The organism is Streptomyces sp. NPDC047880 (assembly GCF_040706515.1).
Classification (GTDB): domain Bacteria; phylum Actinomycetota; class Actinomycetes; order Streptomycetales; family Streptomycetaceae; genus Streptomyces.
In genome coordinates this window covers 301,362-326,547 of record NZ_JBEZOK010000004.1, presented here as the reverse complement: position 1 = coordinate 326,547, position 25,186 = coordinate 301,362, and the positions used below count along the sequence as shown (strand labels likewise).

General features: G+C 69.9%; 26 protein-coding genes. 14 read left to right on the top strand and 12 right to left on the bottom strand.

Features of this window, described 5'->3' with window-relative positions:
* Window positions 1-28: 28 nt before the first annotated feature.
* From AB0937_RS09415 to AB0937_RS09400, 4 genes are read right to left on the bottom strand one after another with little or no spacing between them, the layout of a single operon-like run.
* Window positions 29-1,669 (bottom strand): glycoside hydrolase family 13 protein, encoded by a 1,641-nt coding sequence (locus tag AB0937_RS09415; protein WP_366710604.1) that lies wholly within the window; start codon window positions 1,667-1,669, stop codon window positions 29-31.
* Window positions 1,670-1,719: 50 nt separating this feature from the next.
* Window positions 1,720-2,556: a carbohydrate ABC transporter permease gene (locus AB0937_RS09410; protein ID WP_366710602.1), complete on the bottom strand. Its 837-nt coding sequence runs from the start codon at window positions 2,554-2,556 to the stop codon at window positions 1,720-1,722.
* Window positions 2,553-3,533 carry a sugar ABC transporter permease gene (locus AB0937_RS09405; RefSeq protein WP_366710601.1) on the bottom strand — a complete coding sequence of 327 codons (981 nt, stop codon included), beginning with the start codon at window positions 3,531-3,533 and terminating at the stop codon, window positions 2,553-2,555. The genes AB0937_RS09410 and AB0937_RS09405 overlap by 4 nt, the downstream gene beginning before the upstream one ends.
* A gap of 11 nt (window positions 3,534-3,544) precedes the next feature.
* Window positions 3,545-4,828 carry an ABC transporter substrate-binding protein gene (locus AB0937_RS09400; protein WP_366710599.1) on the bottom strand — a complete coding sequence of 428 codons (1,284 nt, stop codon included), beginning with the start codon at window positions 4,826-4,828 and terminating at the stop codon, window positions 3,545-3,547.
* Between the two features lie 303 nt (window positions 4,829-5,131).
* Between AB0937_RS09400 and AB0937_RS09395 the strand changes: the two genes are divergently transcribed.
* Entirely contained in the window at window positions 5,132-6,232 is a 1,101-nt protein-coding gene (locus tag AB0937_RS09395) for a LacI family DNA-binding transcriptional regulator (RefSeq protein WP_366710669.1), read from the top strand.
* Here AB0937_RS09395 and AB0937_RS09390 read toward each other — a convergent pair.
* The 3 genes from AB0937_RS09390 to AB0937_RS09380 all read right to left on the bottom strand — a co-directional run bounded on the left by AB0937_RS09390 (window position 6,160) and on the right by AB0937_RS09380 (window position 8,564).
* The gene (locus AB0937_RS09390; RefSeq protein ID WP_366710598.1) at window positions 6,160-7,014 is read right to left on the bottom strand and encodes a GNAT family N-acetyltransferase; all 855 of its coding nucleotides are present in this window, start codon (window positions 7,012-7,014) and stop codon (window positions 6,160-6,162) included. The genes AB0937_RS09395 and AB0937_RS09390 overlap by 73 nt on opposite strands.
* 153 nt (window positions 7,015-7,167) lie before the next feature.
* Window positions 7,168-7,767 carry a dihydrofolate reductase family protein gene (locus tag AB0937_RS09385; RefSeq protein ID WP_366710596.1) on the bottom strand — a complete coding sequence of 200 codons (600 nt, stop codon included), beginning with the start codon at window positions 7,765-7,767 and terminating at the stop codon, window positions 7,168-7,170.
* Between the two features lie 155 nt (window positions 7,768-7,922).
* Window positions 7,923-8,564: a hypothetical protein gene (locus AB0937_RS09380; RefSeq protein ID WP_366710595.1), complete on the bottom strand. Its 642-nt coding sequence runs from the start codon at window positions 8,562-8,564 to the stop codon at window positions 7,923-7,925.
* A 305-nt stretch (window positions 8,565-8,869) separates the two neighbouring features.
* On the opposite strand from AB0937_RS09380, the gene hemL reads away from it, so the two are divergent.
* From hemL to ccsB, 7 genes are all read left to right on the top strand, one after another.
* Window positions 8,870-10,186 carry a glutamate-1-semialdehyde 2,1-aminomutase gene (gene hemL, locus AB0937_RS09375; RefSeq protein ID WP_366710594.1) on the top strand — a complete coding sequence of 439 codons (1,317 nt, stop codon included), beginning with the start codon at window positions 8,870-8,872 and terminating at the stop codon, window positions 10,184-10,186.
* Complete coding sequence (locus AB0937_RS09370) at window positions 10,183-10,881, top strand: histidine phosphatase family protein (protein ID WP_366710593.1); 699 nt, start codon at window positions 10,183-10,185, stop codon at window positions 10,879-10,881. The genes hemL and AB0937_RS09370 overlap by 4 nt, the downstream gene beginning before the upstream one ends.
* Window positions 10,882-11,107: 226 nt before the next feature.
* Window positions 11,108-12,397: a polysaccharide deacetylase family protein gene (locus tag AB0937_RS09365; protein ID WP_366710591.1), complete on the top strand. Its 1,290-nt coding sequence runs from the start codon at window positions 11,108-11,110 to the stop codon at window positions 12,395-12,397.
* Window positions 12,398-12,463: 66 nt separating this feature from the next.
* Window positions 12,464-13,111 carry a TlpA disulfide reductase family protein gene (locus AB0937_RS09360; RefSeq protein ID WP_366710589.1) on the top strand — a complete coding sequence of 216 codons (648 nt, stop codon included), beginning with the start codon at window positions 12,464-12,466 and terminating at the stop codon, window positions 13,109-13,111.
* A 13-nt stretch (window positions 13,112-13,124) separates the two neighbouring features.
* Window positions 13,125-13,898 carry a cytochrome c biogenesis protein CcdA gene (locus AB0937_RS09355; RefSeq protein WP_366710588.1) on the top strand — a complete coding sequence of 258 codons (774 nt, stop codon included), beginning with the start codon at window positions 13,125-13,127 and terminating at the stop codon, window positions 13,896-13,898.
* Between the two features lie 3 nt (window positions 13,899-13,901).
* Window positions 13,902-15,635 (top strand): cytochrome c biogenesis protein ResB, encoded by a 1,734-nt coding sequence (locus AB0937_RS09350; RefSeq protein WP_366710586.1) that lies wholly within the window; start codon window positions 13,902-13,904, stop codon window positions 15,633-15,635.
* Window positions 15,632-16,714, top strand: a complete 1,083-nt coding sequence (gene ccsB, locus AB0937_RS09345; protein ID WP_366710585.1) for a c-type cytochrome biogenesis protein CcsB — start codon at window positions 15,632-15,634, stop codon at window positions 16,712-16,714. The genes AB0937_RS09350 and ccsB overlap by 4 nt, the downstream gene beginning before the upstream one ends.
* A gap of 22 nt (window positions 16,715-16,736) precedes the next feature.
* Here ccsB and AB0937_RS09340 read toward each other — a convergent pair whose 3' ends face one another.
* The 3 genes from AB0937_RS09340 to AB0937_RS09330 form a co-directional block, all read right to left on the bottom strand.
* On the bottom strand, window positions 16,737-18,134 hold the full coding sequence (locus AB0937_RS09340; RefSeq protein WP_366710583.1) for a condensation domain-containing protein: 1,398 nt from the start codon (window positions 18,132-18,134) through the stop codon (window positions 16,737-16,739).
* Window positions 18,135-18,268: 134 nt separating this feature from the next.
* Window positions 18,269-18,727, bottom strand: coding sequence for a nucleoside deaminase (locus tag AB0937_RS09335; protein ID WP_366710582.1), 459 nt, complete (start codon window positions 18,725-18,727; stop codon window positions 18,269-18,271).
* A 90-nt stretch (window positions 18,728-18,817) separates the two neighbouring features.
* The gene (locus tag AB0937_RS09330; RefSeq protein ID WP_366710580.1) at window positions 18,818-19,438 is read right to left on the bottom strand and encodes a hypothetical protein; all 621 of its coding nucleotides are present in this window, start codon (window positions 19,436-19,438) and stop codon (window positions 18,818-18,820) included.
* 104 nt (window positions 19,439-19,542) lie between these two features.
* Here AB0937_RS09330 and AB0937_RS09325 point away from each other — a divergent pair, with 104 nt between their 5' ends.
* The gene (locus AB0937_RS09325; protein WP_366710579.1) at window positions 19,543-20,490 is read left to right on the top strand and encodes a helix-turn-helix transcriptional regulator; all 948 of its coding nucleotides are present in this window, start codon (window positions 19,543-19,545) and stop codon (window positions 20,488-20,490) included.
* The gene (locus tag AB0937_RS09320) at window positions 20,438-20,548 is read left to right on the top strand and encodes a DUF397 domain-containing protein (RefSeq protein ID WP_355827784.1); all 111 of its coding nucleotides are present in this window, start codon (window positions 20,438-20,440) and stop codon (window positions 20,546-20,548) included. Before AB0937_RS09325 ends, AB0937_RS09320 begins: the two co-directional genes overlap by 53 nt.
* Before the next feature lie 3 nt (window positions 20,549-20,551).
* On the opposite strand, the gene AB0937_RS09315 is transcribed toward AB0937_RS09320, so the two are convergent.
* Complete coding sequence (locus AB0937_RS09315) at window positions 20,552-20,839, bottom strand: PLD nuclease N-terminal domain-containing protein (protein ID WP_366710577.1); 288 nt, start codon at window positions 20,837-20,839, stop codon at window positions 20,552-20,554.
* Window positions 20,840-20,906: 67 nt separating this feature from the next.
* Between AB0937_RS09315 and AB0937_RS09310 the strand changes: the two genes are divergently transcribed.
* Together AB0937_RS09310 and mqnP are read left to right on the top strand one after the other, a co-directional pair.
* Window positions 20,907-22,358, top strand: coding sequence for a menaquinone biosynthesis decarboxylase (locus AB0937_RS09310; RefSeq protein ID WP_234846840.1), 1,452 nt, complete (start codon window positions 20,907-20,909; stop codon window positions 22,356-22,358).
* Window positions 22,355-23,257, top strand: coding sequence for a menaquinone biosynthesis prenyltransferase MqnP (gene mqnP, locus AB0937_RS09305; protein ID WP_366710575.1), 903 nt, complete (start codon window positions 22,355-22,357; stop codon window positions 23,255-23,257). Before AB0937_RS09310 ends, mqnP begins: the two co-directional genes overlap by 4 nt.
* Here the strand turns inward: mqnP and AB0937_RS09300 are convergent, their stop codons facing one another.
* A complete protein-coding gene (locus AB0937_RS09300) occupies window positions 23,258-23,866 on the bottom strand; it encodes a rhomboid family intramembrane serine protease (protein WP_366710574.1) in 609 nt (202 codons plus the stop codon). It abuts the gene before it with no gap.
* Between the two features lie 91 nt (window positions 23,867-23,957).
* On the opposite strand from AB0937_RS09300, the gene AB0937_RS09295 reads away from it, so the two are divergent.
* Window positions 23,958-24,644, top strand: a complete 687-nt coding sequence (locus AB0937_RS09295; RefSeq protein WP_366710573.1) for a UbiX family flavin prenyltransferase — start codon at window positions 23,958-23,960, stop codon at window positions 24,642-24,644.
* A 57-nt stretch (window positions 24,645-24,701) separates the two neighbouring features.
* Window positions 24,702-25,157, top strand: coding sequence for an Lrp/AsnC family transcriptional regulator (locus AB0937_RS09290; protein WP_033314055.1), 456 nt, complete (start codon window positions 24,702-24,704; stop codon window positions 25,155-25,157).
* Window positions 25,158-25,186: the final 29 nt, after the last annotated feature.

Genomic DNA, 25,186 nt, shown 5'->3' with positions numbered 1-25,186 from the left:
GGAGCCGCGCGGGCGGTGGTGTGCGCCGTCAGACCGCCAGCCACACCGCCTGGTCCGGACCCAGTCGCCCGTTCCTCAGCGGACCGGAGGCCAGCAGCAGCGCGGAGTGCGCCGGCAGCTCGTACGGCTCGGCCGAGAGGTTCACCACGCCGACGAAGCCGGGCTCCCGGCGGAAGGCCAGGACACCGTCAGGGGTGTCCAGCCAGTCCATCGAGCCGTCGCCGAGGGCCGGATGGTCGCGCCGGATGCGCAGCGCCGCCCGGTAGAGCTCCAGCATCGAGGTCGTGTCCCCCGACTGGGCCGCCACGCCGAACCGGCCCCAGTCGGCGGGCTGCGGCAGCCAGGGCTCGCCCGTGGCGCCCTCCGGACTGAAACCGAACGCCGTGCCGCCCTCGGTCCACGGGATCGGGACACGGCAGCCGTCGCGGCCGCGGTCGGTGTGACCGGAGCGCTCCCAGGTGGGGTCCTGGAGAACGGATTCCGGCAGGTCCTCGACCTCCGGAAGGCCGAGTTCCTCGCCCTGGTAGACGTAGGCGCCGCCGGGCAGGGCGAGCATCAGCAGAGCGGCGGCGCGGGCGCGCCGGGTGCCGAGGTCGAGGTCCAGGGGGCCGTCGGGGCGGTAGCTCTCGTTGGCCACCCAGCGCCTGACCGTCCGGCGGCCGTAGCGGCTGGGGTGGCGCACGACGTCGTGGTTGGACAGGACCCAGGTGGCCGGGGCGCCCACCGCCCCGAGCATGCCGAGGGAGCCGTCGATGACCGCCCGCAGGTCCTTCGCGTCCCAGCTCGACATCAGGAAGTCGAAGTTGAAGGCCGTGTGCAGGCCGTCCCGGCGGACGTACGCCGCCAGCCGCTCGGGGGTGTCCGCCCATGCCTCGGCGACGAAGGAGCGGTCGCCGGGGAACTCGTCGGCGACCTTGCGCCAGGACCGGTAGATCTCGTGCACCTCGTCCCGGTCCCAGTGCGGGTGGTCGACGTGCTGCCGGGGCCGCCCGTCGTCCGGGTCCCGGCGGGGCGGCAGGTCGGGCAGTTCCGGGTGCTTGACCAGCCCGTGGGCGACGTCGATGCGGAAACCGTCGACGCCCCGGCTGAACCAGAACCGCAGGATCGACTCGAACTCCTCCCGCACCTCGGGGTGTTCCCAGTTCAGGTCGGGCTGCTCGGGCGCGAACAGGTGCAGGTACCACTCCCCGTCGGGCAGCCGGGTCCAGGCCGGGCCGCCGAAGCAGGACACCCAGTCGTTGGGTGGTTCGCAGCCGTCCGGTCCGCGCCCGGCGCGGAAGACGTAGCGCTCGCGTTCGGCGCTGCCGGGGCCGGCCGCCAGCGCCGCCCGGAACCAGGCGTGCTGGTCGGAGGTGTGGTTGGGCACGATGTCGGGGATCACGCGGATCCCCAGCGCGTGCGCCTCCTCGATGAGCCGCTCGGCGTCGGCCACGGTGCCGAAGACCGGGTCGATCTCCCGGAAGTCGGCGACGTCGTAGCCGTGGTCGGCCATGGGCGACTTGTACCAGGGATTGATCCAGATGGCGTCCACGCCCAGCGACTTCAGATACGGCAGGCGGGAGCGGATGCCGGCGATGTCGCCGACGCCGTCGCCGTTCCCGTCGGCGAAGCTGCGGATGTAGACCTGGTAGATGACGGCACTGCGCCACCAGGGTGCGGTGGGGGACACGTGGCTCCTTCTGAAGCGGGCGAGGCGATGAGGGGCTGGGACGGGCGGGGCTACTTGGCCGCGCCGGCGGTGAGCCCGGCGACGATCCGGCGCTGGAAGAGCAGCACCATGACCACCAGCGGGACGGTGACCAGGACACCCGCGGCCATCTGGCTGCCGAACGGGGTCTCGTACGTCGTCGCGCCGGTGAACTTGGAGATGGCGACCGTGGCGGTCTGCATGCCCGGCTTGTTGGTCATCGACAGGGCGATGAGGAACTCGTTCCAGGCGGCGATGAACGTGATGATCGCGGTGGTGAAGATGCCCGGCGCGGCCAGCGGCACGATGACCTTGCGGAAGGCCTGGCCGCGGGTGCAGCCGTCGACCATCGCGGCGTGCTCCAGCTCGTCCGGCATCTGCCGGAAGAACGTGGTCAGGTTCCACACCGCCAGCGGCAGCGCGAAGGACATGCTCGGCACGATCATCGACTGGTAGGTGTTGATCCAGCCGATGTCCGTGAACAGCTTCAGCAGCGGCACCACGATCGACACCACCGGGAACATCGAGGTGGCGATGATCAGGGTCAGGATCAGCCGCTTGAAGCGGAACTCCAGCCGGGCCATCGCGTACGCCGTGAACGTGGCCAGCACCAGCGCCAGGACGGTCGTGATCCCGGCGACGACGAGGCTGTTGAGCAGTGCGCGCCCGAAGCCCTGCACCGGGTCGAACACGGCCCGGTAGTTCTCGAAGGACAGCGGGGACGGGACGAGCGAGGTGTCGAAGATGTCGCTCGTGCGGCGCAGGCTGGAGACCAGCATCCAGTAGAACGGGGCCAGGCAGTAGGCCACGACCGCGACGACACCCGCGTACACGAGCCCGCCCCGCCACTTCGCCATGAGGGTCGTCATGCCGTCACCTCCGTACGACGGCGCCTCCTGCCGCGCCCGCCGCCGACGAGGTCGGCGCCGAGCAGCCGCACGAACGCGAGCGCGATCAGGAAGACGTAGAGGAAGAGGATCACCGCGTACGCGGAGGCCGGTCCGAAGCGGACGTTGGACGCCTCGTTCTGCGCGAGCATCGACAGCGTCTCCACCGAGTGCTTCTGCGCGCCGACGAGGATGTAGGGCAGGTCGAACATCCGCAGCGCGTCCATGCAGCGGAACAGCACCGCCACCAGCAGGGCCGGCTTCACCAGCGGCAGGGTGATGTGCCAGAACCGCCGCACCGCGCGGGCCCCGTCCATCCGGGCCGCCTCGTAGACCTCCTTGGGGATCACCTGGAGGCCGGCCAGCACCAGCAGCCCGATGAACGGCGCCGTCTTCCACACCTCCGCGACGATGACCGCGACCTTGGCGTGCACGCCCTCGGTGGTCCACAGGATCTGCTGACCGAGCAGCGCGTTGGCGACGCCGTCGCTGTTGAAGATCCAGCGCCACAGCAGCCCGGAGATGGCCGTCGGCACGGCCCAGGGCACCAGGATCCCGGCGCGCACCAGGCCCCGGCCCTTGAACGCCTTGTGCATGATCAGCGCCATGGCCACGCCGATCACCGTCTCCAGGCCGACGGTGACCACGGTGAAGAAGGTGGTGTTCCAGAAGGCGTTCCAGAACCGCGCCCCGGCCTCCCCGAAGATCACGGCGTAGTTCCCCAGTCCGACGAACGGCTCGGTGTCGCTGATGAACCCGGTCGCAGGGTCCAGGCCCTTCGCCCCGTACAGCGACTCCTTGAGCGCCATCAGGGTCGGGTAGAGCACGACGACCGCAAGCACCAGCAGTGTGGGGGAGACGAGCAGCGCGGCCAGCCGCCCGGTCCCGGCACTCGCCCGTCCCCGCCGCACCGGCGGCCGGACCTCCGTGGCCTCGGGCCGTGCCGCCGCCTCGGTCATGACCCCGGCCTTCACTGCGCCACGGCCTTGCGCAGCGCCTTCTGCAGGTCCCGCAGCGCCTGCGCGCTGCTCTTGTCCCCATTCAGTGCGGCGTACGCCTCCTGCTGGACCGCCGCGGTCACATCGCCGTACGGCACCACCCGGGGGCGCGGGACGGCCCGGACGACGGACTCCTTGAGCACCGGCAGGTACGGGTACTGACCGATGAGCGCCCGGTCGTCGTAGAGCGCGGCGTACGGCGGGGCGAGGGAGGCGTCCTCCAGGAGGGTCCGGGTGTTCTTCTCGTTCGTCATGAACTCGATGAAGTCCAGGGCGGTCGCCTTGTTCTTCGCCGTCGTGGAGACGGCCATGTTGTGGCCGCCGAGGCTGGAGGAGCCGGGCCCGTTCAGGCCGGGCAGCGGCGCGACCCCGAACTTGCCCTTGATGCCGCTCTTCTGGGCCAGGGAGTACACGTACGGCCAGTTGCGCAGGAAGACCAGCTTCCCGGACTGGAAGGCCTGCCGGCCGTCCTCCTCCTGGTAGGTGACGGCCTTCTTCGGGATCGTCCCGTCCTTGAAGGAACGGACCAGGAAGTCCAGGCCCTTGCGGGCCTCGGGGGTGTCGACGTCCGGCTTGCCGCGCGCGTCGGTGACGGTGCCGCCCGCCGAGTTCACCGCCTCGGCGAAGTTCACCGTCAGGCCCTCGTACTTCTGGAACTGCCCGGCGTAGCAGGACATGCCCTTCGCCTCGGGGAGCTTCCTCACCTCGGCGCACGCGGCGGTCATCTCCTCCCAGGTCCTGGGGGGAGCGGTGACGCCGGCCTTCTTCAGCAGATCGGTGCGGTAGTAGAGCATGCCGCCGTCCGAACTCGCCGGCACCGCGTACAGCCCGCCCCGGTACCGGGCGGTCTCCACCACCGGCTTCAGCATCTTCCCCAGCGGGAACCGCTTCTCGGGCAGCCGGTCGATCCATTGGTGGGCGGCGAACTCCGAGGTCCACACGACGTCGAGGGACAGCACCGTGTAGGCGTCGGACTTCGTCTCCGCGTTCTGGATCATCTGCTGCCGCTGGGCGTCCGCGTCGGTCGGCAGCTGGATGAAGGTGACCTTCTCCTTCGGGTGCGCCGCGTTCCAGCGGTCGAGCATCGGCTGGACGGTACCGGTGGTGTCCTTGCCCGCCACGTACGAGATGGGGCCGCGCCCCTCGAACGACGGGGGCCCGGCCTGTCCGGAGCCGTCGTCGGAGGAGCCGCAGGCGGTGAGGAGGAGTCCGGCGGCGGCGATCACGGCCGCCTTGCTGGTGGTTCTGGTCGTCACTGTCTCTCCTGGTCGTGCGGAACCGGTACAGATGCTGGTGAGACTGCGTTGTCACGAGACTTGGCGAGTAAATCCGCAGGTCAGAAAGATGAGAACGGATTTCCGGAGAGAGATCCGGAGGCTGCCGGGACAACGCTTGCAAGCTAGGGGCGTGCCGAGGTGAAGTCAATGCGTTACCTGTGGGTAATGGGCTGACCGCTCGGGTTGCCTGCTCGTGAAAGCGCTGTCACGAAGCCGGGTGACGGAGTGGATCCCTGTGCTAACGTCCGGCTCATGCCTCCAGCCCAGCAACGGCACCCCACGATGGCCGACGTCGCCGAGCGGGCCGGGGTCTCCACGTCCACCGTCTCCCGCACGCTGCGCGGACTGTCCACGGTCTCGCCGGAGGTGCGCGCCCGCGTCGAGCAGGCGGCACGCGAACTCAACTTCGCGGTGTCACGGCAGGCGGCGAGCCTCGTCACGGGCAGGACCGGCACGGTCGCGGTGATGGTCCCGACGCTCAACTCGTGGTTCATGGGATCCGCCCTGTCCAGCCTCGCCCCGCTGCTGCGGGCGGCGGGCATGCAGCTGAACGTCTACGAGATCCCGGACCTGGCCGAGCGCACGGCGTTCTTCGAGCACCTCCCGGCGCGCCGCAACGCCGACGCGCTCCTGGTCTTCTCCTTCGACCTCACCGACGAGGAGACGGCCCGGCTGGACGACCTCGGCATGCCGGTGATCTACGTCAGCCAGCACGTCGAGGGACGCCCGAGCGTCTACGTCGACGACGTCGCCGGAGCGCTGCACGGCACCCGGCACCTGCTCAACCTCGGCCACCGGCGCATCGCCTTCGTCCCGACCGAGGGGGCGAGCGGTTTCGCCTTCAGTTCCAACGAGCGCCTGGTGGGCTACCAGCAGGCGCTCACCGAGGCGGGGGTGCCGCTCGACGACGACCTGGTGGTGTCCACGCGGGTCGGCAGCAAGCGGGCGGCCGCCGAGTCCCTCGGCGCGCTGCTCAGCCTGCGCGAGCCGCCCACCGCCGTCTTCGCCGAGCAGGACGAGGTCGCGGTCGCCCTCATCTGGAACCTCCGCAAGACAGGGATCGCGGTACCCGAGCGCGTCTCGGTCCTGGGCTTCGACGACCAGCCGCTGGCGGACTGGTTCGACCTGTCGACGGTGGCGCAGTCCCCGTCGGAGATGGGCCGGCTGGCCGGGGAGCTGGCCCTGAAGCTCATCGACGACTCGGACGGCGACCATGAACGCCACATCGTCCTGCCGACCCACGTGATCCCCCGGGGCACGACGGCCCCGGTGGCGGCGAGGACGCCCGCTCCCGCGACCCGACCGGCGGATCAGTCCCCGAGGCCGGAGGGACCGGAAGGATCGGCGGGACCGGCGGAATCCGGGAGCTCGGCGAGCGAGTAGAACCCGATCGGGGAGTTCGGCTCGAACCCGATCCGGGGGTACACCGGCGCGCCGGCGGCGGTCGCGTGCAGTGTCGCCCGGGTCAGCCCGGTCGCGCGGCCCCCCTCGTACAGGGCCTTGCGGGTCACGGCCTCCCCGTAACCCCGCCGCTCCCACGCCGGATCGGTGGCGACGAGCACGACGAAGAGCCGCCCGTCCGCCTCCACGGTGGCGGCGCAGGTCACGGGGACCCCGTCGCGCAGCCCCAGGTAGGCGAACACCCCGCTCTTCCACCACGCGGACCCGGCGAGCCCGTCCCGCCCGTCCTCCAGCGGGAAACCGTAGGCGCGCGCGTTGATGTCCGCGTACGCCCGCAGCAGTTCGTCGCTGTCGACGCGCACGAAGGTCAGCTCGGGATGGGCGGGTTCGGGAAGGGGCAGGAGATCTCCCGCCATGCCGGTGCCGGGGAAGGCGTACCGCAGGCCCGCCTGCTCGGCGGCCGCTCCGAGCGCGGCACGCGCCCCGTCGTCGAGCAGGGCCTCGAAGACCCACAGGAAGCCGGGGCGGGTCTTCGAACGCATCACCTCGGCGGCCTCGTGCAGCCGCTGCTTCAGCACCCCGGCGTCCGCCCCGACCTCTGTCAGGGTGACGCAGTTCCAGAAGGCGAACCGGGAGTCGGCCCACCGCACGGCGATGCCCGGCAGGTCCCGCACGTCGGCGCGGGGGTCCCGGTCGAGCACCATGGCCCGCCAGACCGTTGCGAGCTGTTCCATCGACTCGGTCGCGTCCGCGAGTTCACGCACGGGGTCCCCCTCAGGTCACCTACTGCCGCCGCACCGGTCCTGCCCACCCGGGAGCCGGCTCATCCCTTGCCCGCGCAGACCACGGCGACGCCGGTCCTGCCGCACCGGGCGAGCGTGCCGGTGCGGCCGGACCGGGCGGATCCGACGGAGGAATCAGTGACCGGTGGCGCACGCATAGGTGACGAAGGCCGCGCCGCTGTCGAGCACGGTGTGGCCGGTGAGCTCCCAGCCGCGCGGATCGAAGGCGGCCTTGTCGGAGAAGACCGGGATCCCGGCGCCGATGGTCAACGGGGCCACCTTGAGGACGAGCTGGTCGATCTCGCCGTACAGGGCACCGGCCAGTTCCGCGCCGCCCAGCAGCCAGATGTCCTTGCCGTCCTCCTGCTTCAACTGCCGCACCTTCTCCACGGGGTCGCCGGCGACCAGTTCGACGGCCGGGGCCGGGGCCTCGGTGAGGGTCCGGGAGAAGACCAGGTGACGCAGATGGGGGTAGGCGTCGTCGATGCCGGCCTTGAGGCCGATCTCGTAGCTGCGCCGTCCTTCCAGGACGGTGTCGAAGTGCGTGCCCTCCGCCGTGACGGACAGCGCCGCCCGGGCCTGGACGGGCAGGGTCTCCGGGTACTCCGCCACCAGGTACTCGATGTAGTCCGCCGGGATCGGCCAGAAGCCGGCCGGGCCGGTGGGGTCGGCACCGTCCGGGCCCGCGATGAAACCGTCCAGCGTGGTGGCGATGTAGTACACGAGCTTTCGCATGCGGTGCTCCCTCTGAGTCTGTGCGATCGGCCGGAGATCAGAGTGGATCAAGCCTGGATCGGGCACGGGTCAAACCCGGTCCGATGTGATCCATTCGACGGCGCACGACAAGGTCGGGGTCCGAAAACCCCGCCCGGCACCATGGAAACCCCGGCTCAGGGCCACACCAGGCAGTACGGCTGATGCCCCGCCTCATGCAGCCGGTGCGAGAAGTCCTGCCACTCGTGCAGCAGTTGGTAGACGTTGAACGCGTCCCGGGGGCCGCCGCGGTCGGGGACCGTCGACCAGATGAAGGCCGCCGCGCCCACCGCCTCCTCGCCGATGCCGCGCAGGGGGTCGACGACCGTCATGGGGAGCTTGACCACCGCGTAGTCGGGGTGCAGGACGACGAGCTCCAGGGGCGGGACCTTGTGCAGGGGGACGCCCTCGATGCCCGTGAGCACCATCGCCGCCATCGTCTCCGGCTTGATCTTCGTGAACATGCCGTTCATGCCGAGCTCGTCGCCGCCGAGTTCCTCGGGACGCATCGAGATCGGGACGCGGGCCGCAGTCGCACCGTCGGGCGCGCCGAAGTACTTGTACGTCACCCCCACCCGACCACCATTCCCGCTGCTCCCGGCCCGAAGATCGTCCACCTGACGTTCAGTACGTCCGGCGGCCCGCTCCGGTTCACTCGGTGCACCCTGTGTCCGACGCGGTTCCTGAGCGTCCTCCGCCTCGCGCCGGTGCCGTCCCCGCCGGGCACGCCGAGGACCCAGGTCATCAGTCCCCTCGCCCAGTCCGCCACCGCGATGCATATCTCCACCCGACTGCTTTTTCTAGGACGCGCCGCCCCCGCCGCGCAACCCGATCATCGTGTCAGTGACCTCCCCCACGGCCGCCCGCCGAAACGTGCGCTGAAACAACTGCCCGCGGGATGTCCGCAGCCTCCGGCCACCACGGCCGTGCGAGCTGTGTGTATCAGGGTCCAGTCTCGCAGACGACGGCGACTCCGGGGCCGGTTGTCCCGCGCCCCGCCCGCCCACGCCCCTGGCCTACCCTGAACAGGTCACTGGCACCCGGAGCCCGACAGCGTCGGAGAAGGTCGGAGAAGTCGCAGGTCATGAGTGAACTGGCATATCCGTATGAAGCACCGGCCTCGCAGGCTCTGTTCGACCGCGCGGCGACCGTCACGCCCGGCGGCGTGAACTCACCGGTGCGGGCCTTCCGAGCCGTCGGCGGCACACCACGGTTCATGGTGTCCGGCACCGGCCCCTATCTGACCGACGCGGACGGCAGGGAGTACGTCGACCTCGTGTGCTCCTGGGGGCCCATGATCCTCGGGCACTCCCACCCCGAGGTGATCGCCGCCGTGCAGGACGCCGTCTCCCGCGGTACGTCCTTCGGCACGCCCGGTGAGGGCGAGGTCGCGCTCGCCGAGGAGATGGTGGCCCGCGTCGCGCCGCTGGAGCAGGTGCGGCTCGTCTCCAGCGGGACCGAGGCGACCATGTCCGCGATCCGGCTCGCGCGGGGCTTCACGCAGCGCACCAAGGTGATCAAGTTCGCCGGGTGCTACCACGGGCACGTCGACTCGCTGCTCGCCGCGGCCGGCAGCGGTGTCGCCACCTTCGCGCTGCCCGACACCCCGGGCGTCACCGGCGCCCAGGCCGGCGACACCATCGTCCTGCCGTACAACGACCTGGACGCCGTGCGCGAGGCCTTCCGGGCGCACCCCGGCGAGATCGCCTGCGTGATCACCGAGGCCTCCCCGGGCAACATGGGCGTCGTACCGCCCGCCGAGGGCTTCAACCAGGGGCTGAAGGACATCTGCTCCGACAACGGCGCCCTCTACGTCTCCGACGAGGTCATGACCGGCTTCCGGACCAGCCGCGCCGGGTGGTTCGGGGTCGACGGCGTCGTCCCCGACCTGATGACCTTCGGCAAGGTCATGGGCGGCGGCTTCCCCGCGGCGGCCTTCGGCGGGCGCGCGGACGTGATGGCCCACCTCGCCCCGGCCGGGCCCGTCTACCAGGCCGGCACCCTCTCCGGTAACCCCGTCGCCACCGCGGCCGGGCTCGCCCAGCTGCGGCTGCTCGACGACGCCGCGTACGCCAAGGTCGACGCCGTGTCGAAGGAGATCCAGGGCCTGGTCACCGAGGCGCTCACCAAGGAGGGGGTCGCGCACCGGCTGCAGACCGCCTCGAACATGTTCTCCGTGTTCTTCACCGACCGGCCCGTGCGCAACTACGAGGACGCCAAGACGCAGGAGTCGTTCCGCTTCACCGCGTTCTTCCACTCGCTGCTCGCGAACGGCGTCTACCTGCCGCCGTCCTCCTTCGAGTCCTGGTTCGTGTCCACCGCGCACGACGAGCGGGCCGTGCAGAAGATCGCCGACGCCCTTCCGGCGGCGGCCCGGGCGGCTGCGGAGGCCACGGCATGAGCGACCAGCGGAGCAACAGCGCCGAGGACATCACCGTCGTGCACCTCATGCGGCACGGCGAGGTCGCCAACCCGGACGGCATCCTCTACGGCCGCCTCCCCGGCTACCACCTGTCCGACCTGGGGCGCCGCATGGCCGACCGGGTCGCCGAGCACCTGTCCGGCCGCGATGTGACGCACGTCGTCGCCTCGCCGCTGGAGCGGGCCCAGGAGACGGCCGAGCCGATCGCCAAGGCGCACGGGCTGGACCTGGCGACCGACGAGCGGCTGATCGAGGCCGACAACATCTTCCAGGGCAAGACGTTCGGCGTCGGCGACGGTGCGCTGCGCAAGCCGAACAACTGGAAGCACCTGGTCAACCCGTTCCGGCCGTCCTGGGGCGAGCCGTACGTGGACCAGGTCGTCCGCATGATGAGCGCGCTGGGTGCGGCGAAGGACCAGGCCCGGGGGCACGAGGCGGTCGTGGTCAGCCATCAGCTGCCCATCTGGATCGTCCGGTCCTACGTCGAGCGCCGCCGCCTGTGGCACGACCCGCGCAAGCGCCAGTGCACGCTCGCCTCACTGACGACCTTCACGTACCGGGGCGACCGCATCGTCTCCGTCGGCTACACCGAGCCGGCCCGCGACCTCGTCCCGGCCCACCTCCTCGCCGGCGCGAAGCCGGCGAAGGGTCAGGCGAAGGCCTTCGGGGCGTAGACGCCCGGGGCGTAGACCTCGGATCGCGCGCCGGATCGTGGGCCTTGGGAGCGTGGGCCCACGATCCCCCCGGGGGCGTTCCCCACACACCGAGCCTGCTGTGGATCGCCCTCTTATGATCACTTACGACTCTTTCGTTACGGAATCTGCGCATTTCAGCGGAACCTCCCCGCTCGTCACGGCCTCTGACTGGGTGACCAGCACGACGTGACGAATCGGGGATGCCATGCGCGCTCTCTCCCGCAGGGGAATGCTCGGACTCGGCGCAGGAGCCGCCGCCGTCTCGCTCGCCGGATGCGGCGGACTCACGGGTTCGGACGACTCCGGTCACGCCGGCGGTTCCGGCGGCGACTCCGTCCAGGGCGGATCGAAGCCGAAGCCCACCGCCCGCCCCATCGGCGACGGATCGACCAGCCACACCGGCAAGCAGCCCCACCAGCCGGACAGGCCCCAGCCGCTGGAGCCGGGTCAGGCCCCGCCCCAGTTCGTGGTGTTCTCCTGGGACGGTGCCGGCGAGGTCGGCAACGGCCTCTTCCCGCGCTTCCTGGACCTCGCCAAGGAGCACGGCGCGAGCATGACCTTCTTCCTGTCCGGGCTGTACCTGCTGCCCGAGTCGAAGAAGCGCCTGTACAACCCCCCGAACAACCCGCGCGGTGCCTCCGACATCGGCTACCTCACCGACGACCACGTCAAGGCCACCCTGAAGAACGTCCGCCGGGCGTGGCTGGAGGGCCACGAGATCGGCACGCACTTCAACGGGCACTTCTGCGGCGAGTCCCACGGCTCGGTCAAGAACTGGACGCCGGCGCAGTGGCGCAGCGAGATCGACCAGGCGAAGTCGTTCGTCAAGGAGTGGCGCACCAACACCGGCTGGACCGACCTGCCGTCGCTGCCGTTCGACTACGACAAGGAACTCGTCGGCGGCCGCACGCCCTGTCTGCTCGGCCAGGACAACCTGCTGCCCACCGCCCGCGAGCTGGGCTGGCGCTACGACGCCTCCTCGCCCGGCGGCCTCCAGGTCTGGCCCCGCAAGCGCCAGGGCATATGGGACCTGCCCCTGCAGCAGATACCTTTCCCCGGCCGCGGCTTCGAGGTCCTGTCGATGGACTACAACATGCTGGCCAACCAGTCCCTCAACTCCACGAAGGCCCCGGCCCACAACTATCCGGGCTGGAGGCGGCAGTCGGCACAGGCATACATTCAGGGATTCAAGCGGGCATACGAGACAAACCGGGCACCCCTCTTCATCGGTAACCACTTCGAGCAGTGGAACGGCGGCATCTACATGGACGCCGTCGAGGAGGCCTTCAAGCACATCGCGCGCGAGAAGGAGAAGGGCGCGGATGTGCGCCTCGTCTCCTTCCGGCAGTTCACCGACTGGCTGGACGTGCAGAAGCCCGAGGTGCTCGACAAGCTCCGCACCCTCGGCGTCGGACAGCAGCCGGCCGGTGGCTGGCGGGAGTTCACCGGCAAGGCCGCCACGCCGGGTGCCGACCCCTCGGGGAACGCCGCCTGAAATGCGGTTTTCCACCCGCAAGGGGGGTGGGCGAGACCCCCAGAACGGGCATGCGAAACTTTTCACATGAGTGCCGACAGCGCCCCCCAGCGTTCGAACCGCACGACCCGTGCCGCCGAGCGCACCCGCCGTGTCCGACGTAGCGCCACCCTGAGCGCAGGTCTCGCCGTGACCGCGCTGCTCGTCTCCGCGTGCGGCTCCGGCGGCACCTCCGGCGGGGGTGGCAACACCAACTTCGTCACCGGCACCGACGGCGTCGCCACGGTCGCGCAGGGCAAGCGCACCCCGGCCCCCGACCTGTCCGGCAAGACCATCGCCGGCAAGACCCTCGACGTCGCCGACTACAAGGGCAAGGTCGTCGTCCTCAACGTGTGGGGTTCCTGGTGCAACCCCTGCCGCGCCGAGGCCAAGTACTTCGCGAAGGTCTCCAAGGCGTACGCGGACAAGGGCGTGCAGTTCGTCGGCATCAACACCCGCGACACCTCCACCGGCGCGGCCCTCGCCTTCGAGAAGGACTGGGGCATCACCTACCCCAGCCTCTACGACCCGACGGGCAAGCTCCTGCTGCGCTTCAAGAAGGGCACGCTCAACCCGCAGGCGATCCCCTCCACGCTGATCCTCGACCGGGACGGCAAGATCGCGGCCCGTTCGCTGTCCGCGCTCAGCGAGGAACGGCTGCTGAAGATGCTCAAGCCCGTCGTCGCCGAGAAGTGAGCGGAGCAGCGACGTGAGCGCAGTCACCACGCTCGCCGCGGTGGCGGACCCCAACGGCACGGTGCTCAACGGCGCCCTGCTGGTGGCCCTGCCGATCGCGCTGCTCGGCGGCCTCGTCTCCTTCTTCTCGCCGTGCGTCCTGCCGCTGGTGCCCGGCTACCTGTCTTATGTCACCGGAGTCAGCGGCACCGACCTGGCCGAGGCCCGGCGGGGACGGATGGTGGCCGGTGCCTCGCTGTTCGTCCTGGGCTTCACGGCGGTGTTCGTCTCCGGCGGGGCCCTCTTCGGGTACTTCGGCCAGACGCTCCAGGAACAGCGGGGCGTGCTGTCCAAGGTGCTGGGCGTCCTCATGATCCTCATGGGCGTCTTCTTCATGGGCCTGATGCCCTGGCTCACTCAGCGCGAGTTCCGTTTCCACAAGAAGCCGGCGACCGGCCTCGTGGGAGCCCCGGTGCTCGGCGCCCTCTTCGGTATCGGCTGGACGCCCTGCATCGGCCCGACGCTGTCCGCCGTGCAGACACTCGCCTGGCAGCAGGGGACCGCCGGTCGCGGGGCGATACTCACCTTCGCGTACTGTCTGGGCCTGGGCGTGCCCTTCGTGCTCGCCGCGGTCGCCTTCCGCAAGGCCCTCGGAGCCTTCGGCTGGATCAAGCGCCACTATGTCTGGGTGATGCGGATCGGCGGCACCATGATGATCGTGACCGGCCTGCTGCTGCTGACCGGCGCGTGGGACCGCATCGTGCAGGAGATGCAGGTCTGGTCCGACGGCTTCACTGTGGGGATCTGATCGATGAGCAAGACCACCGCCTCCGACCCGGCCCCGTCCGCCGAGGACCAGGAGCTGGGTGAAGCCGGCTCCCAGCTGTCCACCGCCCCCAGGGAGGAGGCGCCCAGCCTGCCGTCCCTGGGCGTCGTCGGCTGGGTCCGCTGGTTCTGGCGGCAGCTCACCTCCATGCGGGTCGCCCTGCTGCTGCTCCTGCTGCTCTCCCTCGGCGCGATCCCCGGGTCCCTCATCCCGCAGTCCGGCAGCGACGAGACGAAGGTCGCCGACTTCCGCAAGGCGCACCCGGCCCTCTCGGACGTCTACGACAAGATCGGCATGTTCCACGTCTACAGCTCGGTGTGGTTCTCCGCGATCTACATCCTGCTGTTCGTCTCGCTCATCGGCTGCATCGTGCCCCGCACCTGGCAGTTCGTGGGCCAGCTGCGCGGCCGGCCGCCCGGCGCGCCCCGGCGGCTGACCCGGCTGCCCGCCCACACCACCTGGCGCACCACGGCCGAACCCGAGCAGGTCCACCAGGCCGCTCTCGCCCTGCTGAAGAAGCGCCGCTTCCGCGCCCACCTCACCGGGGACGCCGTCGCCGCCGAGAAGGGCTACCTGCGCGAGGTCGGCAACCTCGTCTTCCACATCGCCCTCATCGTGATGCTGGTCGCCTTCGCCTGGGGCCAGCTGTACAAGTCCGAGGGCAACAAGCTGGTCGTCGAGGGCAACGGCTTCTCCAATACCCTCACCCAGTACGACGACTTCAAGTCCGGCAACCTCTTCACCTCCGACGACCTGGTGCCGTTCAGCTTCAACCTGAAGAAGTTCACCGGCACCTACGAGCGCACCGGCCCCAACAAGGGCACCCCGCGCGTCTACAAGGCCGACATCACCTACAGCTCGGGCGCCTACGGCAAGGACGAGAACGACACCGTCGAGGTGAACCACCCGCTGGAGATCGGCGACTCCAAGGTCTACCTCGTCAGCCACGGCTACGCCCCGGTCATCACCGTCCGCGACGCCAAGGGCAAGGTCGTCTTCGACGACGCCGTACCGCTGCTGCCGCTGGACGCCAACGTCACCTCCTCCGGTGTCGTCAAGGTCCTGGACGGCTACCGCAACGCCGAGGGCAAGAAGGAGCAGCTCGGCTTCAACGCGTTCTTGGTGCCGACCTTCGGCGGCCACGCCAGCGGCACGATGCTGTCGCAGTTCCCCGCGCTGGACAATCCGCTGCTCGCGCTGTCCGCCTACCACGGCGACCTCGGGGCCGACTCCGGCATCCCGCAGAGCGTGTACCAGATGGACCGCACCAACATGAAGGAGTTCAAGGACTCCGACGGCAAGCTGTTCAAGAAGCTGCTGAAGCCCGGCGAGACCATGAAGCTCCCGAACGGCGCCGGTTCGGTCACCTTCGGCAAGGACGTCAAGGAGTGGGCCGGCTTCCAGGTCGTCCAGCAGCCCGGCAGTGGCTGGGCCCTCGGCGGTGCCCTCGCCGCGATCGGCGGCCTCGCCGCCTCCCTGTTCATCCAGCGCCGCCGCGTCTGGGTGCGCGCGGTCGAGGGCGCCGACGGCGTCACCGTCGTGGAGATGGCCGGCCTCGGCCGCAGCGAGTCCGCCAAGGTCCCCGAGGAGCTGGGCCACCTCGCCGGCGACCTCTACGAGCAGGCACCCGGCGCCCCCGACGACCCCGCAGATTCCCCCGACACCGACCAGGAGCCGGGTACCGAACCCCCCGTACCTGCCGAAGGGGCTGAGAAGTGACTCTCGCCGCCGCCACCAACGAAAACCTCGCGCAGATCAGCAATGTGCTGATCTACTCCGCGATGGCCGTCTACACCCTGGCCTTCTTCGCGTACATCGCCGAATGGCTCTTCGGCAGCCGCAGCAAGGTCGCCCGCACCGCCGCCGCGCTCACCGTCGCGCCGGACGCCGGGAAGGCGGCCCCGGCCGTCACCGTGAACCAGGCCGGCGGCACCGCCGTGCTGGAGCGGCCGAAGGTCACCGTGCGGGCCGCGGCCGGTCAGCGCGACGTGCCGGACGGCCCCGGGGCGCACGGCGGGGACGAGCAGGGCGACCTGTACGGCCGGATCGCCATCTCCCTCACGGTGCTCGCCTTCCTGGTCGAGTTCGGCGGTGTCCTCACCCGCGCGCTGTCGGTGGAGCGCGCCCCGTGGGGCAACATGTACGAGTTCAACATCACCTTCTCCACGGTCGCGGTCGGCGTGTACCTCGGGCTGCTGGCGCTGAAGAAGAACGTGCGCTGGCTCGGCCTGTTCCTGATCACCACGGTCCTGCTCGACCTGGGCCTGGCGGTCACGGTCCTCTACACCGCCAGCGACCAGCTGGTCCCGGCCCTGCACTCGTACTGGCTGTACATCCACGTCTCGACGGCGATCTTCTGCGGCGCGGTCTTCTACGTGGGCGCGATGGCCACGATCCTGTACCTGTTCAAGGACTCCTACGAGAGCAAGCTCGCGAGCGGTGGCACGCCCGGCACCTTCGCGACCTCCGTCCTGGAGCGGCTGCCCTCCTCCGCGTCCCTGGACAAGTTCTCCTACCGCGTCAACGCGGCCGTCTTCCCGCTGTGGACGTTCACGATCATCGCGGGCGCCATCTGGGCCGGCGACGCCTGGGGCCGCTACTGGGGCTGGGACCCCAAGGAGACCTGGTCGTTCATCACCTGGGTCGCCTACGCCGGCTACCTGCACGCCCGGGCGACGGCCGGCTGGAAGGGCCGCAAGGCCGCCTACCTGGCCCTCATCGCCTTCGGCTGCTGGCTGTTCAACTACTACGGCGTGAACATCTTCGTCTCCGGCAAGCACTCCTACGCGGGCGTGTGACGCGCCTCCGGGGCAGCACGGGTCAGCCCTGCCGGGCGACGCTCGTGATCACTTCCCGCAGCCGGGTCGCGTACCGGGACAGGTTCTCGTGCGCGATCTCGGTGTCCGGATAGCGGCAGGCGAACCACAGGCCCTCATGGAGCCTGTTGACCCAGACGCAGACCCGGTCGCCGTACGAGACCCTGACCAGCCCGTAGACCTTCTGCTCGGCCCACTGCTCGGAGCCGGGGACGTCGCGGGCGTCGAGGTAGGACACCAGGGAGTACAGGTCGGGGGACGTGGGGCGGAAGTCCGTTCCGATCAGCCGGAGCACCCGTTCGAGGGGTGTGCGGGCCAGCCGCCGGTTGGCGCGCAGTTCGGCGTGTGCCTTCTCCAGGGCTGTCTGGAAGTCACGGACCTCCGCCAGCGGGATCTCGACCGGTGCCCCGCCGACGTACCAGCCCACGGAGTCCGACCACCGGGACGTCACCCGGGTGTGGAACGGCACGACGGTGCGGAAGACGGGCTCCCCTTCGATCTCGTTGAGGACGAGCGCGGTGGCCGCCAGCACGCCGACCAGGCTGCCGCCGTAGGGCCGGCAGTGCGCCTCGAACGCTTCGGCGTCGTCGGCGTCCACCAGCGGCTCGCACAGCGCCTTCTGCCGGGGCAGCACGCCGTCGGTGTCCAGGCCGAGATCGACGGGGAAGTTCGGCAGTTCCCCTCCGCAGTTCTTGATGAACTCCCGCCAGCGGACCACGATGTCGTGGCTCTCGTCGAGCTTGTCCGCGTCCGCCCGTTCGGCCTGGCAGAAGTCGACGTAGCTGGCGACGGCGTCCTGCTCCGGGGAGCGGCCGGCCGCGACCGACGCGTAGAGCTCATGCAGGGCGGCGGGGATGTTCTCGAGTGAGTAGGCGTCGACGTTGCTGTGGTCGAAGGCCATGTACACGCTGGTGCTGTCGTCCCGGAGGACCGCCGCGTAGATGAAGTTGGGCCACCGGAGTGCGTCCGCCACGGTGTCGAACCGCTTGAGAAGATGCTCGGCCAGCGCTGTCTCGTCCGTGAAGTCGCCGATCTGCTCCCGGTGCAGGCGCACGTCCTCGCTGCCGAGTGTGAACCGGGCGATCTCGTCGCCGGGCGGCCCGGACCAGTCGAAGCCGCTGCGCAGCGTCTCGTGCCGCAGCGTCCACGCGTGCAGCGCGCTCTGGAGAACGTCCAGGTCCGCCCGGCCGGGAAGGTCGAAGCACACGCCGATCCACGTCGGTACGAACAACCCGTCCTCACGCACGGACCGGGAGATCCTGATGTGCGACTCCTGGATGTAGGCCGGGGGCCTGGAGTCCTCCGGGAGGCCCTGCTCCGCCGCGGCGGCCGCGGGATCGAGTGTCCACTCCACGAGTCGTCCCGGCCGTACCTCACAGTTCCGGATGTCCGTCATGCGCACGAGGTGTCTCCGTTCGCGGATGGCGTGTCCCTATCAGGGTGTGCCGTGGGGGTGAACACCCCACACCGCATTTCCCGAAAGGTCAGTCGAACGGACGGCATCCCGGGCGGCGAGTACTCCGGAAGCCGTTCGGGTCATCCGTCCCGGTCGCCGATGTCCTCACGCCACAGCTCCGGGTGCTCGATGACGAAGCGGCGCATCAGTTCAACGCTCTCGGGGTCGTCCAGCAGGACGATCTCCACGCCGTGCCGCGCCAGCCAGTCGTGCCCTCCCCGGAACGTGGCCGCCTCGCCGATCACCACCCGGGAGATGCCGAACTGCCGGACCAGTCCGCAGCAGTACCAGCACGGCGACAGGGTGGTCACCATCGTCGTACCCCGGTACGACCGCTGCCGTCCCGCTGCGCGGAAGGCCGCCGTCTCCGCGTGCATCGTGGGGTCGTCGTCCTGGACACGGCGGTTGTGGCCGCGGCCGAGGAGGGTGCCGTCGGGGCCGTACAGCGCGGCGCCGACGGGGATACCGCCCTCGGCGAGGCCGGTGCGGGCCTCCTCGAGGGCGGTGGCGAGCCACGCGAGGGCCTGTGCCTGGTCCATGGCCTCATCCATGACCTGCCCGAGCCGGTGTGTAACCTGCCAGGCCGCCGGGGCGGCCGCGATGCGGAGGAATGTCCCGACGGCTCCCGATCATGGAGCTGCCCGGGCCGTGACCTGTTCGAGCACGGCGTAGTCGGCGAAACTGCGGCGGTAGCGCAGGTGCCGCATCTCCTGGGTGTGCCGGCGCTGCCACTCCTCCACTTCGCCGGGCGCCCCGCACGGACCCGAGCCCGCCCCGCAGTCCTCCTCCTCGCCGGACACGCAGTACGCCTCGTACTCGGGCAGGGCCGACGCGTCCTGCACGATCGTGTACGGCACGTACCGGAAGATCCTGCGGCCGGGCGACTCCCCACCGTGCTCCGCGCGTCGGTGCTGGCGCAGCAGCACGTTCGCGTCCGTCACCGCACTGCCGTCGAACGCGGCGCGTGCGCGGTCCCGCCGCAGCGCCAGGTCCTCGCAGGTCGCGCACCCGGGCACCGGGGAGGGCGGCCGGGTCGGATCCGCCGAAAAGCCTTCCCTGGAACGGTCGTTGAGCGCACGCACGCCCGCGCTGAGCCGCTCCTCCGGTGTCGCCGCACGGATCCTCGCCGGATCCGCCTGCCACTCCCGGCCGCCGCCGACCGGGCGCAGCATCACATACGGGCCGGTCCTGTCCTGGTACTCGCCGACCTTGCGCGTCTGCGGGTCGTAGACGAGCGTTCCCGGTTCCATTCCGCACACCTCCGTCACTCTGGGTGTGTAGAGCGTTGCGCACGGGAACAGTCCGGTTCAATGCTTGGCGTGTGACACCGGTGCACTGTCACGGAGGGGGAGTGGTGAGCCGACGCAACGGCGGGGCGAGTACGGCGGCGGTATTCGGGGAGGTCCTGCGGCACTTCCGCGAGGCCGCGCTGCTCACGCAGGAGGGTCTGGCCCGACAGATCCCGTGCGACCGGTCGCACGTGGCGCGGGTCGAGGGCGGCACGAGGGTTCCGCAGGACACGTTCGCCAAGACCTGCGACGAACTGCTGGGCACGGGTGGGGTGTTGCTGCGGTTATGGGGCCGGATCGACTGGTACCAACAGGTGGAACACCCTGATTGGTTCCAGCGCAGGGCACAGATGGACGCGCAGGCGGTCAAGTTGTACGAGTACCAGGAAATGGTGATGCCGGGCTTGCTGCAGACCTCGGGCTACGCACGGGCGTTGCTTTCACAGAGGGCTAGCGGCGAACTGCTCGAAGAGCGGGTTCGGGCACGTCTGAGTCGACAGCAACGCTTCCTCTCGGGGAGTGGGCCGATGTACGTCGCTGTGTTGGACGAGAGCTGCTTGCGCCCCGTGGGTGATTCCGCCGTGATGCGTGATCAGTGCGCGCACCTGTTGCGCCTCGGGCGGCGTCCCAATATCCGTATCCAGGTAGCCCCGGCTGACCGATCAGATCTCGTGCGCCCCAGCAGCTCCATGTCGTTGATCACGTTGCCGAACGGCGAACAGTGGGTCTACTCGGAATCCCTGAGTCACGGCTACTTCAGCAACGATCCGGGAGTCTGGGCTCAGCAAAGCCAGACCTATGATGTGCTCAGGGCTGACGCTCCGTCTGCTCCACAATCTGCCGCCTTGATCAGGGAGGCGATGGAAGGGTATGGGCGGGACCATGAACAGTCGCGACCTCGGCGCAATCTCCTGGATCAAGAGCAGCTACAGCGGCAACGACGCTGGCAACTGCATAGAAATAGCCCCCGGTTTCCCCGAAACCGTCCCCGTCCGCGACAGCAAGAACCCTGACGGGCCGGTCCTGGTCGTCACCCGGTCCGCCTGGTCGGCGTTCACGGCCGCTCTCTGACGATCACGGCTCGTCCCGCTTGGGGTCCTCGTCCTTGTCCTGGTCGAGCGACTTCAGGAAGTCGGGATTGTCATCCGGCGCCACCCACTTCCGCGGACGCTCCGCCGCCGGCACCCGCTTCTTGCCGGCGATCAGCCAGGAGATCGACCCGACGAGCGGAAACACCAGCACCAGCAGCGCCCAGAGCGGCTTGGGCATGTGGCGGATCTCGTCGTCCTTCGTGCTGATGCAGTCGATGAAGGCGTACACGCTGAGCGCCAGCGGCACGAGGAACATCAGTACCCGGAGCATGCGGCCTCTCAGCGAAAGCGGGTGGGTGGTTCCAGGCCAGGGTAGCGGCTCGGGGATACTGGACCCCATGGCTTACGACGATCTTCGCTCCCTGCTCAGGGCGCTGGAGCGCGAGGGCGACCTCAAGCGCATCAAGGCCGAGGTGGACCCGTATCTGGAGGTCGGGGAGATCGTCGACCGGGTGCAGAAGTCCGGCGGCCCCGCCCTGCTCTTCGAGAACGTGCGCGGTTCGAGCATGCCGCTCGCGATGAACGTGTTCGGCACGGACCGTCGGCTGCTGAAAGCCCTGGGCCTGAAGTCGTACGCGGAGATCACCGAGCGGATCGGCGGGCTGCTGAAGCCCGAGCTGCCGCATGGCTTCGTCGGCGTCCGGGAGGCCTTCGGCAAGCTCGGCGCGATGACGCACGTACCGCCGAAGAAGGTGAAGGACGGCCCCGTCCAGGAGGTCGTCCTGACCGGGGACGACGTCGACCTGGACCGGCTCCCCGCGCTGTTCACCTGGCCGAAGGACGGCGGGTCGTTCTTCAACCTGGGGCTGACCCACACCAAGGACCCGGAGAGCGGCGTCCGCAACCTCGGGCTGTACCGGCTCCAGCGCCACGACAAGCGCACCATCGGCATGCACTGGCAGATCCACAAGGACAGCCGCAACCACTACCAGGTGGCCGCGCGCCGGGGCGAGCGGCTGCCCGTCGCGATCGCCTTCGGGTGCCCGCCGGCCGTGACGTACGCCTCCACCGCCCCGCTGCCCGGGGACATCGACGAGTACCTGTTCGCCGGGTTCCTCGCGGGCAAGCGGATCGAGATGGTCGACTGCAAGACCGTGCCGCTCCAGGTGCCCGCGCAGGCCGAGGTCGTGATCGAGGGCTGGCTGGAGCCGGGCGAGATGCTGCCCGAGGGCCCGTTCGGCGACCACACCGGCTTCTACACGCCGCAGGAGCCCTTCCCGGCGCTGACCATCGACTGCATCACGATGCGCAAGCGCCCGCTGCTCCAGTCGATCGTCGTGGGCAGGCCACCGACGGAGGACGGGCCGCTGGGCCGGGCGACGGAACGCTTCTTCCTGCCGCTGCTGAAGATCATCGTGCCGGACATCGTGGACTACCACCTGCCGGAGGCGGGCGGCTTCCACAACTGCGCGATCGTCTCGATCGACAAGAAGTACCCCAAGCACGCGCAGAAGGTCATGCACGCGATCTGGGGCGCGCACATGATGTCGCTGACCAAGCTGATCGTGGTCGTCGACTCCGACTGCGACGTGCACGACCTGCACGAGGTGGCCTGGCGGGCGCTGGGCAACACCGACTACGCCCGGGACCTGAGCATCGTCGAAGGCCCCGTCGACCATCTGGACCACGCCTCCTACCAGCAGTTCTGGGGTGGCAAGGCCGGTATCGACGCGACGAAGAAGTGGCCCGAGGAGGGCTACACACGCGACGGCGGCTGGCCGGACATGGTGGAGTCCGATCCGGAGACGGCGGCGAAGGTGGACCGCCGCTGGAAGGAGTACGGCCTGTGACCAGCGCCTCCGCCGCGATCCCCCAGCCGGGACGCACCAAGGCGTTCCTGCGGCTGGTGATGATCGAGCACTCGGTCTTCGCGCTGCCCTTCGCCTACATCGCCGCGCTCACCGCCATGTTCCAGTGGGACAAGAACATCCACTGGGGCAAGCTGCTGCTCGTCACCGTCTGCATGGTGGGGCTGCGCACCTTCGCGATGGCCGTCAACCGGATCATCGACCGGGAGATCGACGCGCGGAACCCCCGCACGGCGCAGCGCGAGCTGGTGACCGGTGCGATGTCGGTGAAGCACGCCTGGACGGGCGCGCTGATCGCGCTGGCCGTCTTCCTCGGCGCCGCCGCCCTGCTGAACCCCCTCTGCCTGGCGCTGGCCCCCATCGCGGTGATCCCGATGGTGGTCTACCCGTACGGCAAGCGGTTCACGAACTTCCCGCAGGCCATCCTCGGCCTCGCCCAGGCGATGGGCCCGGTCGGCGGCTGGCTGGCGATCTCGGGGGAGTGGTCCTGGGACGCGGTGATCCTCGGCCTCGCCGTGGGCATCTGGATCGGCGGCTTCGACCTGATCTACGCCTGCCAGGACGTGGAGACCGACCGCGAGATCGGCGTCATGTCCGTCCCGGCCCGCTTCGGCATCCCCGCGGCGATCTGGGGCGCGCGGGTCTGCCACACCCTCACGACGGCCCTGTTCGTCTGGTACGCCCTCGCCACCGGCGCCGGCGCCTTCTTCTGGCTGGGCCTGCTGATCGTCGCCGCCGCGTTCCTCTACGAGCACTCGATCGTCCGCCCCCACGACCTGTCCCGGGTGAACCGCGCCTTCTTCAGCGTCAACGGCTTCATCGGCATCGCCCTGTTCGTGTGCGCGCTGCTCGACCTGCTGGTGCGGGGCCTGACCGTCTGATCACGGGGCGGTGAGCGCGCGGCTCGCCTCCGGGCCACGGCGGAACAGGAACGCCGCCGCCACTCCCGACAGCAGGCCTATCAGGTGGCCCTGCCAGCTGACGCCCGTCTGCGTCGGGGCCAGGCCCGTGAGGATCGAGCCGCCCCAGACCGCGGCGACCAGCACGCCCGCCAGGACGCCGAAGGCGCGGCGCTCGACGACGCCGCTGACCAGCAGGAAACCGAAGAGGCCGAAGATCACGCCCGAGGCGCCCGCGGTGTTGGTGCCGGACGGCGCTATCAGCCAGACACCCAGGCCGTCCACGACGATGATCAGCGCGGCCACCAGCAGGAAGCGCCGCAGACCCGACAGCGCGGCCAGGAAGCCCAGGACCAGCAGCGGCACGGTGTTCGCGGCCAGATGGGCGAAGCCGAAGTGGATGAAGGACGAGGGGACGACGTCGACCAGCTCGGACGGGTCGCGCGGGGTGACGCCGAAGCCGTCCAGCGCGTGGCCCGTGGCCACGTCGACCACTTCCAGCAGCCACAGCAGCGCCACCCACGCCAGCATCAGCTTGCCCGCGGCCAGCGCGCGATCGCCCTGTGACCACCCCGCTCGCGGATCCGGCATGGCGACCCCCAGTGCTCGCTCGTCCCCTCCGTGCAACGGCCCGCACCCCTGGACCGGTTCCCACCCTGTGACGCCCGATAGGCTCGGAGTCGTGAACCCAGTCAAGCCAGGCGAGACACCACGAACGCCTTGGATCGTAGGGGTGTCCGGGGCCTCCGGCACCCCGTATGCCGCTGCCGTGCTGCGGGCGCTGCTGGACGCCGGTGAGAGCGTCGATCTCGTGGTGTCCCGGGCCTCCCGGCTCACCCTGCTGGACGAGACCGGGATCTCCTTCCGGGACGCCCACTGGCAGGACGACCTGCGCGCATGGCTCTCCCGGGGCGCCGACGGCAAGCCGGGCACCTTCTCCGTCGACATCGACGCCGTACGGCACTGGAGCGCCGGCGACCTGGCCGCCGGGCCCTCCTCGGGGTCGTATCCCACCAAGGGCATGCTCATCGTGCCCGCCTCGACGGCGAGCGTGGCCGGGGTCGCGCTCGGGCTGTCGAAGGACCTGCTGCAACGGGCGGCGAGCGTGACCCTCAAGGAGGGACGCAAGCTGATCGTGGCCGTGCGGGAGACCCCGCTGAACGGCCAGACCCTGCGCCACCTGGTCACCCTCGACGACGCGGGCGCGACGGTCGTGCCCGCCTCACCCGCCTTCTACGCGGGCGCGACGCACATCCAGGACCTGGTGGACTTCGTCGCGGGCCGCGTCCTCGACGCGGCGGGCGTGCCGCACCGGCTCTACCGCCGTTGGCAAGGTGAACTCGGCGGCGGTGCGCACCGCGACAGCTGAGCAGTACCCGAACCTCATCGGACTCAACGACAACTTCAGCGGAAGGCTTCGATCGCAATGGACGCGGTGGACAGGCAGCTCATCCAGGCCCTGAGGGAGAACGGCCGGGCCTCCTACGCGGAGCTGGGACGCCTCGTCGGACTGTCGGGACCCAGTGTCACCGACCGCATCAACCGGCTGGAGGCCGCCGGCGTCATCACCGGCTACCGGGCCACCGTCGACGCCGCCTCGCTCGGCCTGGGCGTGACCGCCCTGATCGGCATCTCACTCTCCGACGCCACCGACCACGAGGACGTGGCGCAGCGGCTGAAGGACCTCTCGGAGATCGAGGACTGCTGGTTCATCGCGGGCGACGACTCGTACATGCTCAAGGTGCGGGCGGCGGACGTCGACGGTCTGGAGAAGATGATCCGGCGGCTCAGCGGGATCGAGGGCGTCTCCCGGACGCGTACGACGATCGTGCTCTCCACGAAGTGGGAGAACCGGGTCGGGGAGCTGCCCGAAGAGGAGTAGACCCGTAGTCGTACGGTTGGGACGTCGTC

Bases quoted from the DNA above. Each gene is read 5' to 3' on its own strand.
- AB0937_RS09410 (WP_366710602.1), bottom strand. From the start codon at position 2,556: ATGACGACCCTCATGGCGAAGTGGCGGGGCGGGCTCGTGTACGCGGGT.
- AB0937_RS09405 (WP_366710601.1), bottom strand. From the start codon at position 3,533: ATGACCGAGGCGGCGGCACGGCCCGAGGCCACGGAGGTCCGGCCGCCG.
- AB0937_RS09395 (WP_366710669.1), top strand. From the start codon at position 5,132: ATGGCCGACGTCGCCGAGCGGGCCGGGGTCTCCACGTCCACCGTCTCC.
- AB0937_RS09385 (WP_366710596.1), bottom strand. From the start codon at position 7,767: ATGCGAAAGCTCGTGTACTACATCGCCACCACGCTGGACGGTTTCATC.
- AB0937_RS09380 (WP_366710595.1), bottom strand. From the start codon at position 8,564: ATGCATCGCGGTGGCGGACTGGGCGAGGGGACTGATGACCTGGGTCCT.
- hemL (WP_366710594.1), top strand. From the start codon at position 8,870: ATGAGTGAACTGGCATATCCGTATGAAGCACCGGCCTCGCAGGCTCTG.
- AB0937_RS09370 (WP_366710593.1), top strand. From the start codon at position 10,183: ATGAGCGACCAGCGGAGCAACAGCGCCGAGGACATCACCGTCGTGCAC.
- AB0937_RS09365 (WP_366710591.1), top strand. From the start codon at position 11,108: ATGCGCGCTCTCTCCCGCAGGGGAATGCTCGGACTCGGCGCAGGAGCC.
- AB0937_RS09360 (WP_366710589.1), top strand. From the start codon at position 12,464: ATGAGTGCCGACAGCGCCCCCCAGCGTTCGAACCGCACGACCCGTGCC.
- AB0937_RS09350 (WP_366710586.1), top strand. From the start codon at position 13,902: ATGAGCAAGACCACCGCCTCCGACCCGGCCCCGTCCGCCGAGGACCAG.
- AB0937_RS09335 (WP_366710582.1), bottom strand. From the start codon at position 18,727: ATGGACCAGGCACAGGCCCTCGCGTGGCTCGCCACCGCCCTCGAGGAG.
- AB0937_RS09330 (WP_366710580.1), bottom strand. From the start codon at position 19,438: ATGGAACCGGGAACGCTCGTCTACGACCCGCAGACGCGCAAGGTCGGC.
- AB0937_RS09315 (WP_366710577.1), bottom strand. From the start codon at position 20,839: ATGCTCCGGGTACTGATGTTCCTCGTGCCGCTGGCGCTCAGCGTGTAC.
- AB0937_RS09310 (WP_234846840.1), top strand. From the start codon at position 20,907: ATGGCTTACGACGATCTTCGCTCCCTGCTCAGGGCGCTGGAGCGCGAG.
- AB0937_RS09300 (WP_366710574.1), bottom strand. From the start codon at position 23,866: ATGCCGGATCCGCGAGCGGGGTGGTCACAGGGCGATCGCGCGCTGGCC.
- AB0937_RS09290 (WP_033314055.1), top strand. From the start codon at position 24,702: ATGGACGCGGTGGACAGGCAGCTCATCCAGGCCCTGAGGGAGAACGGC.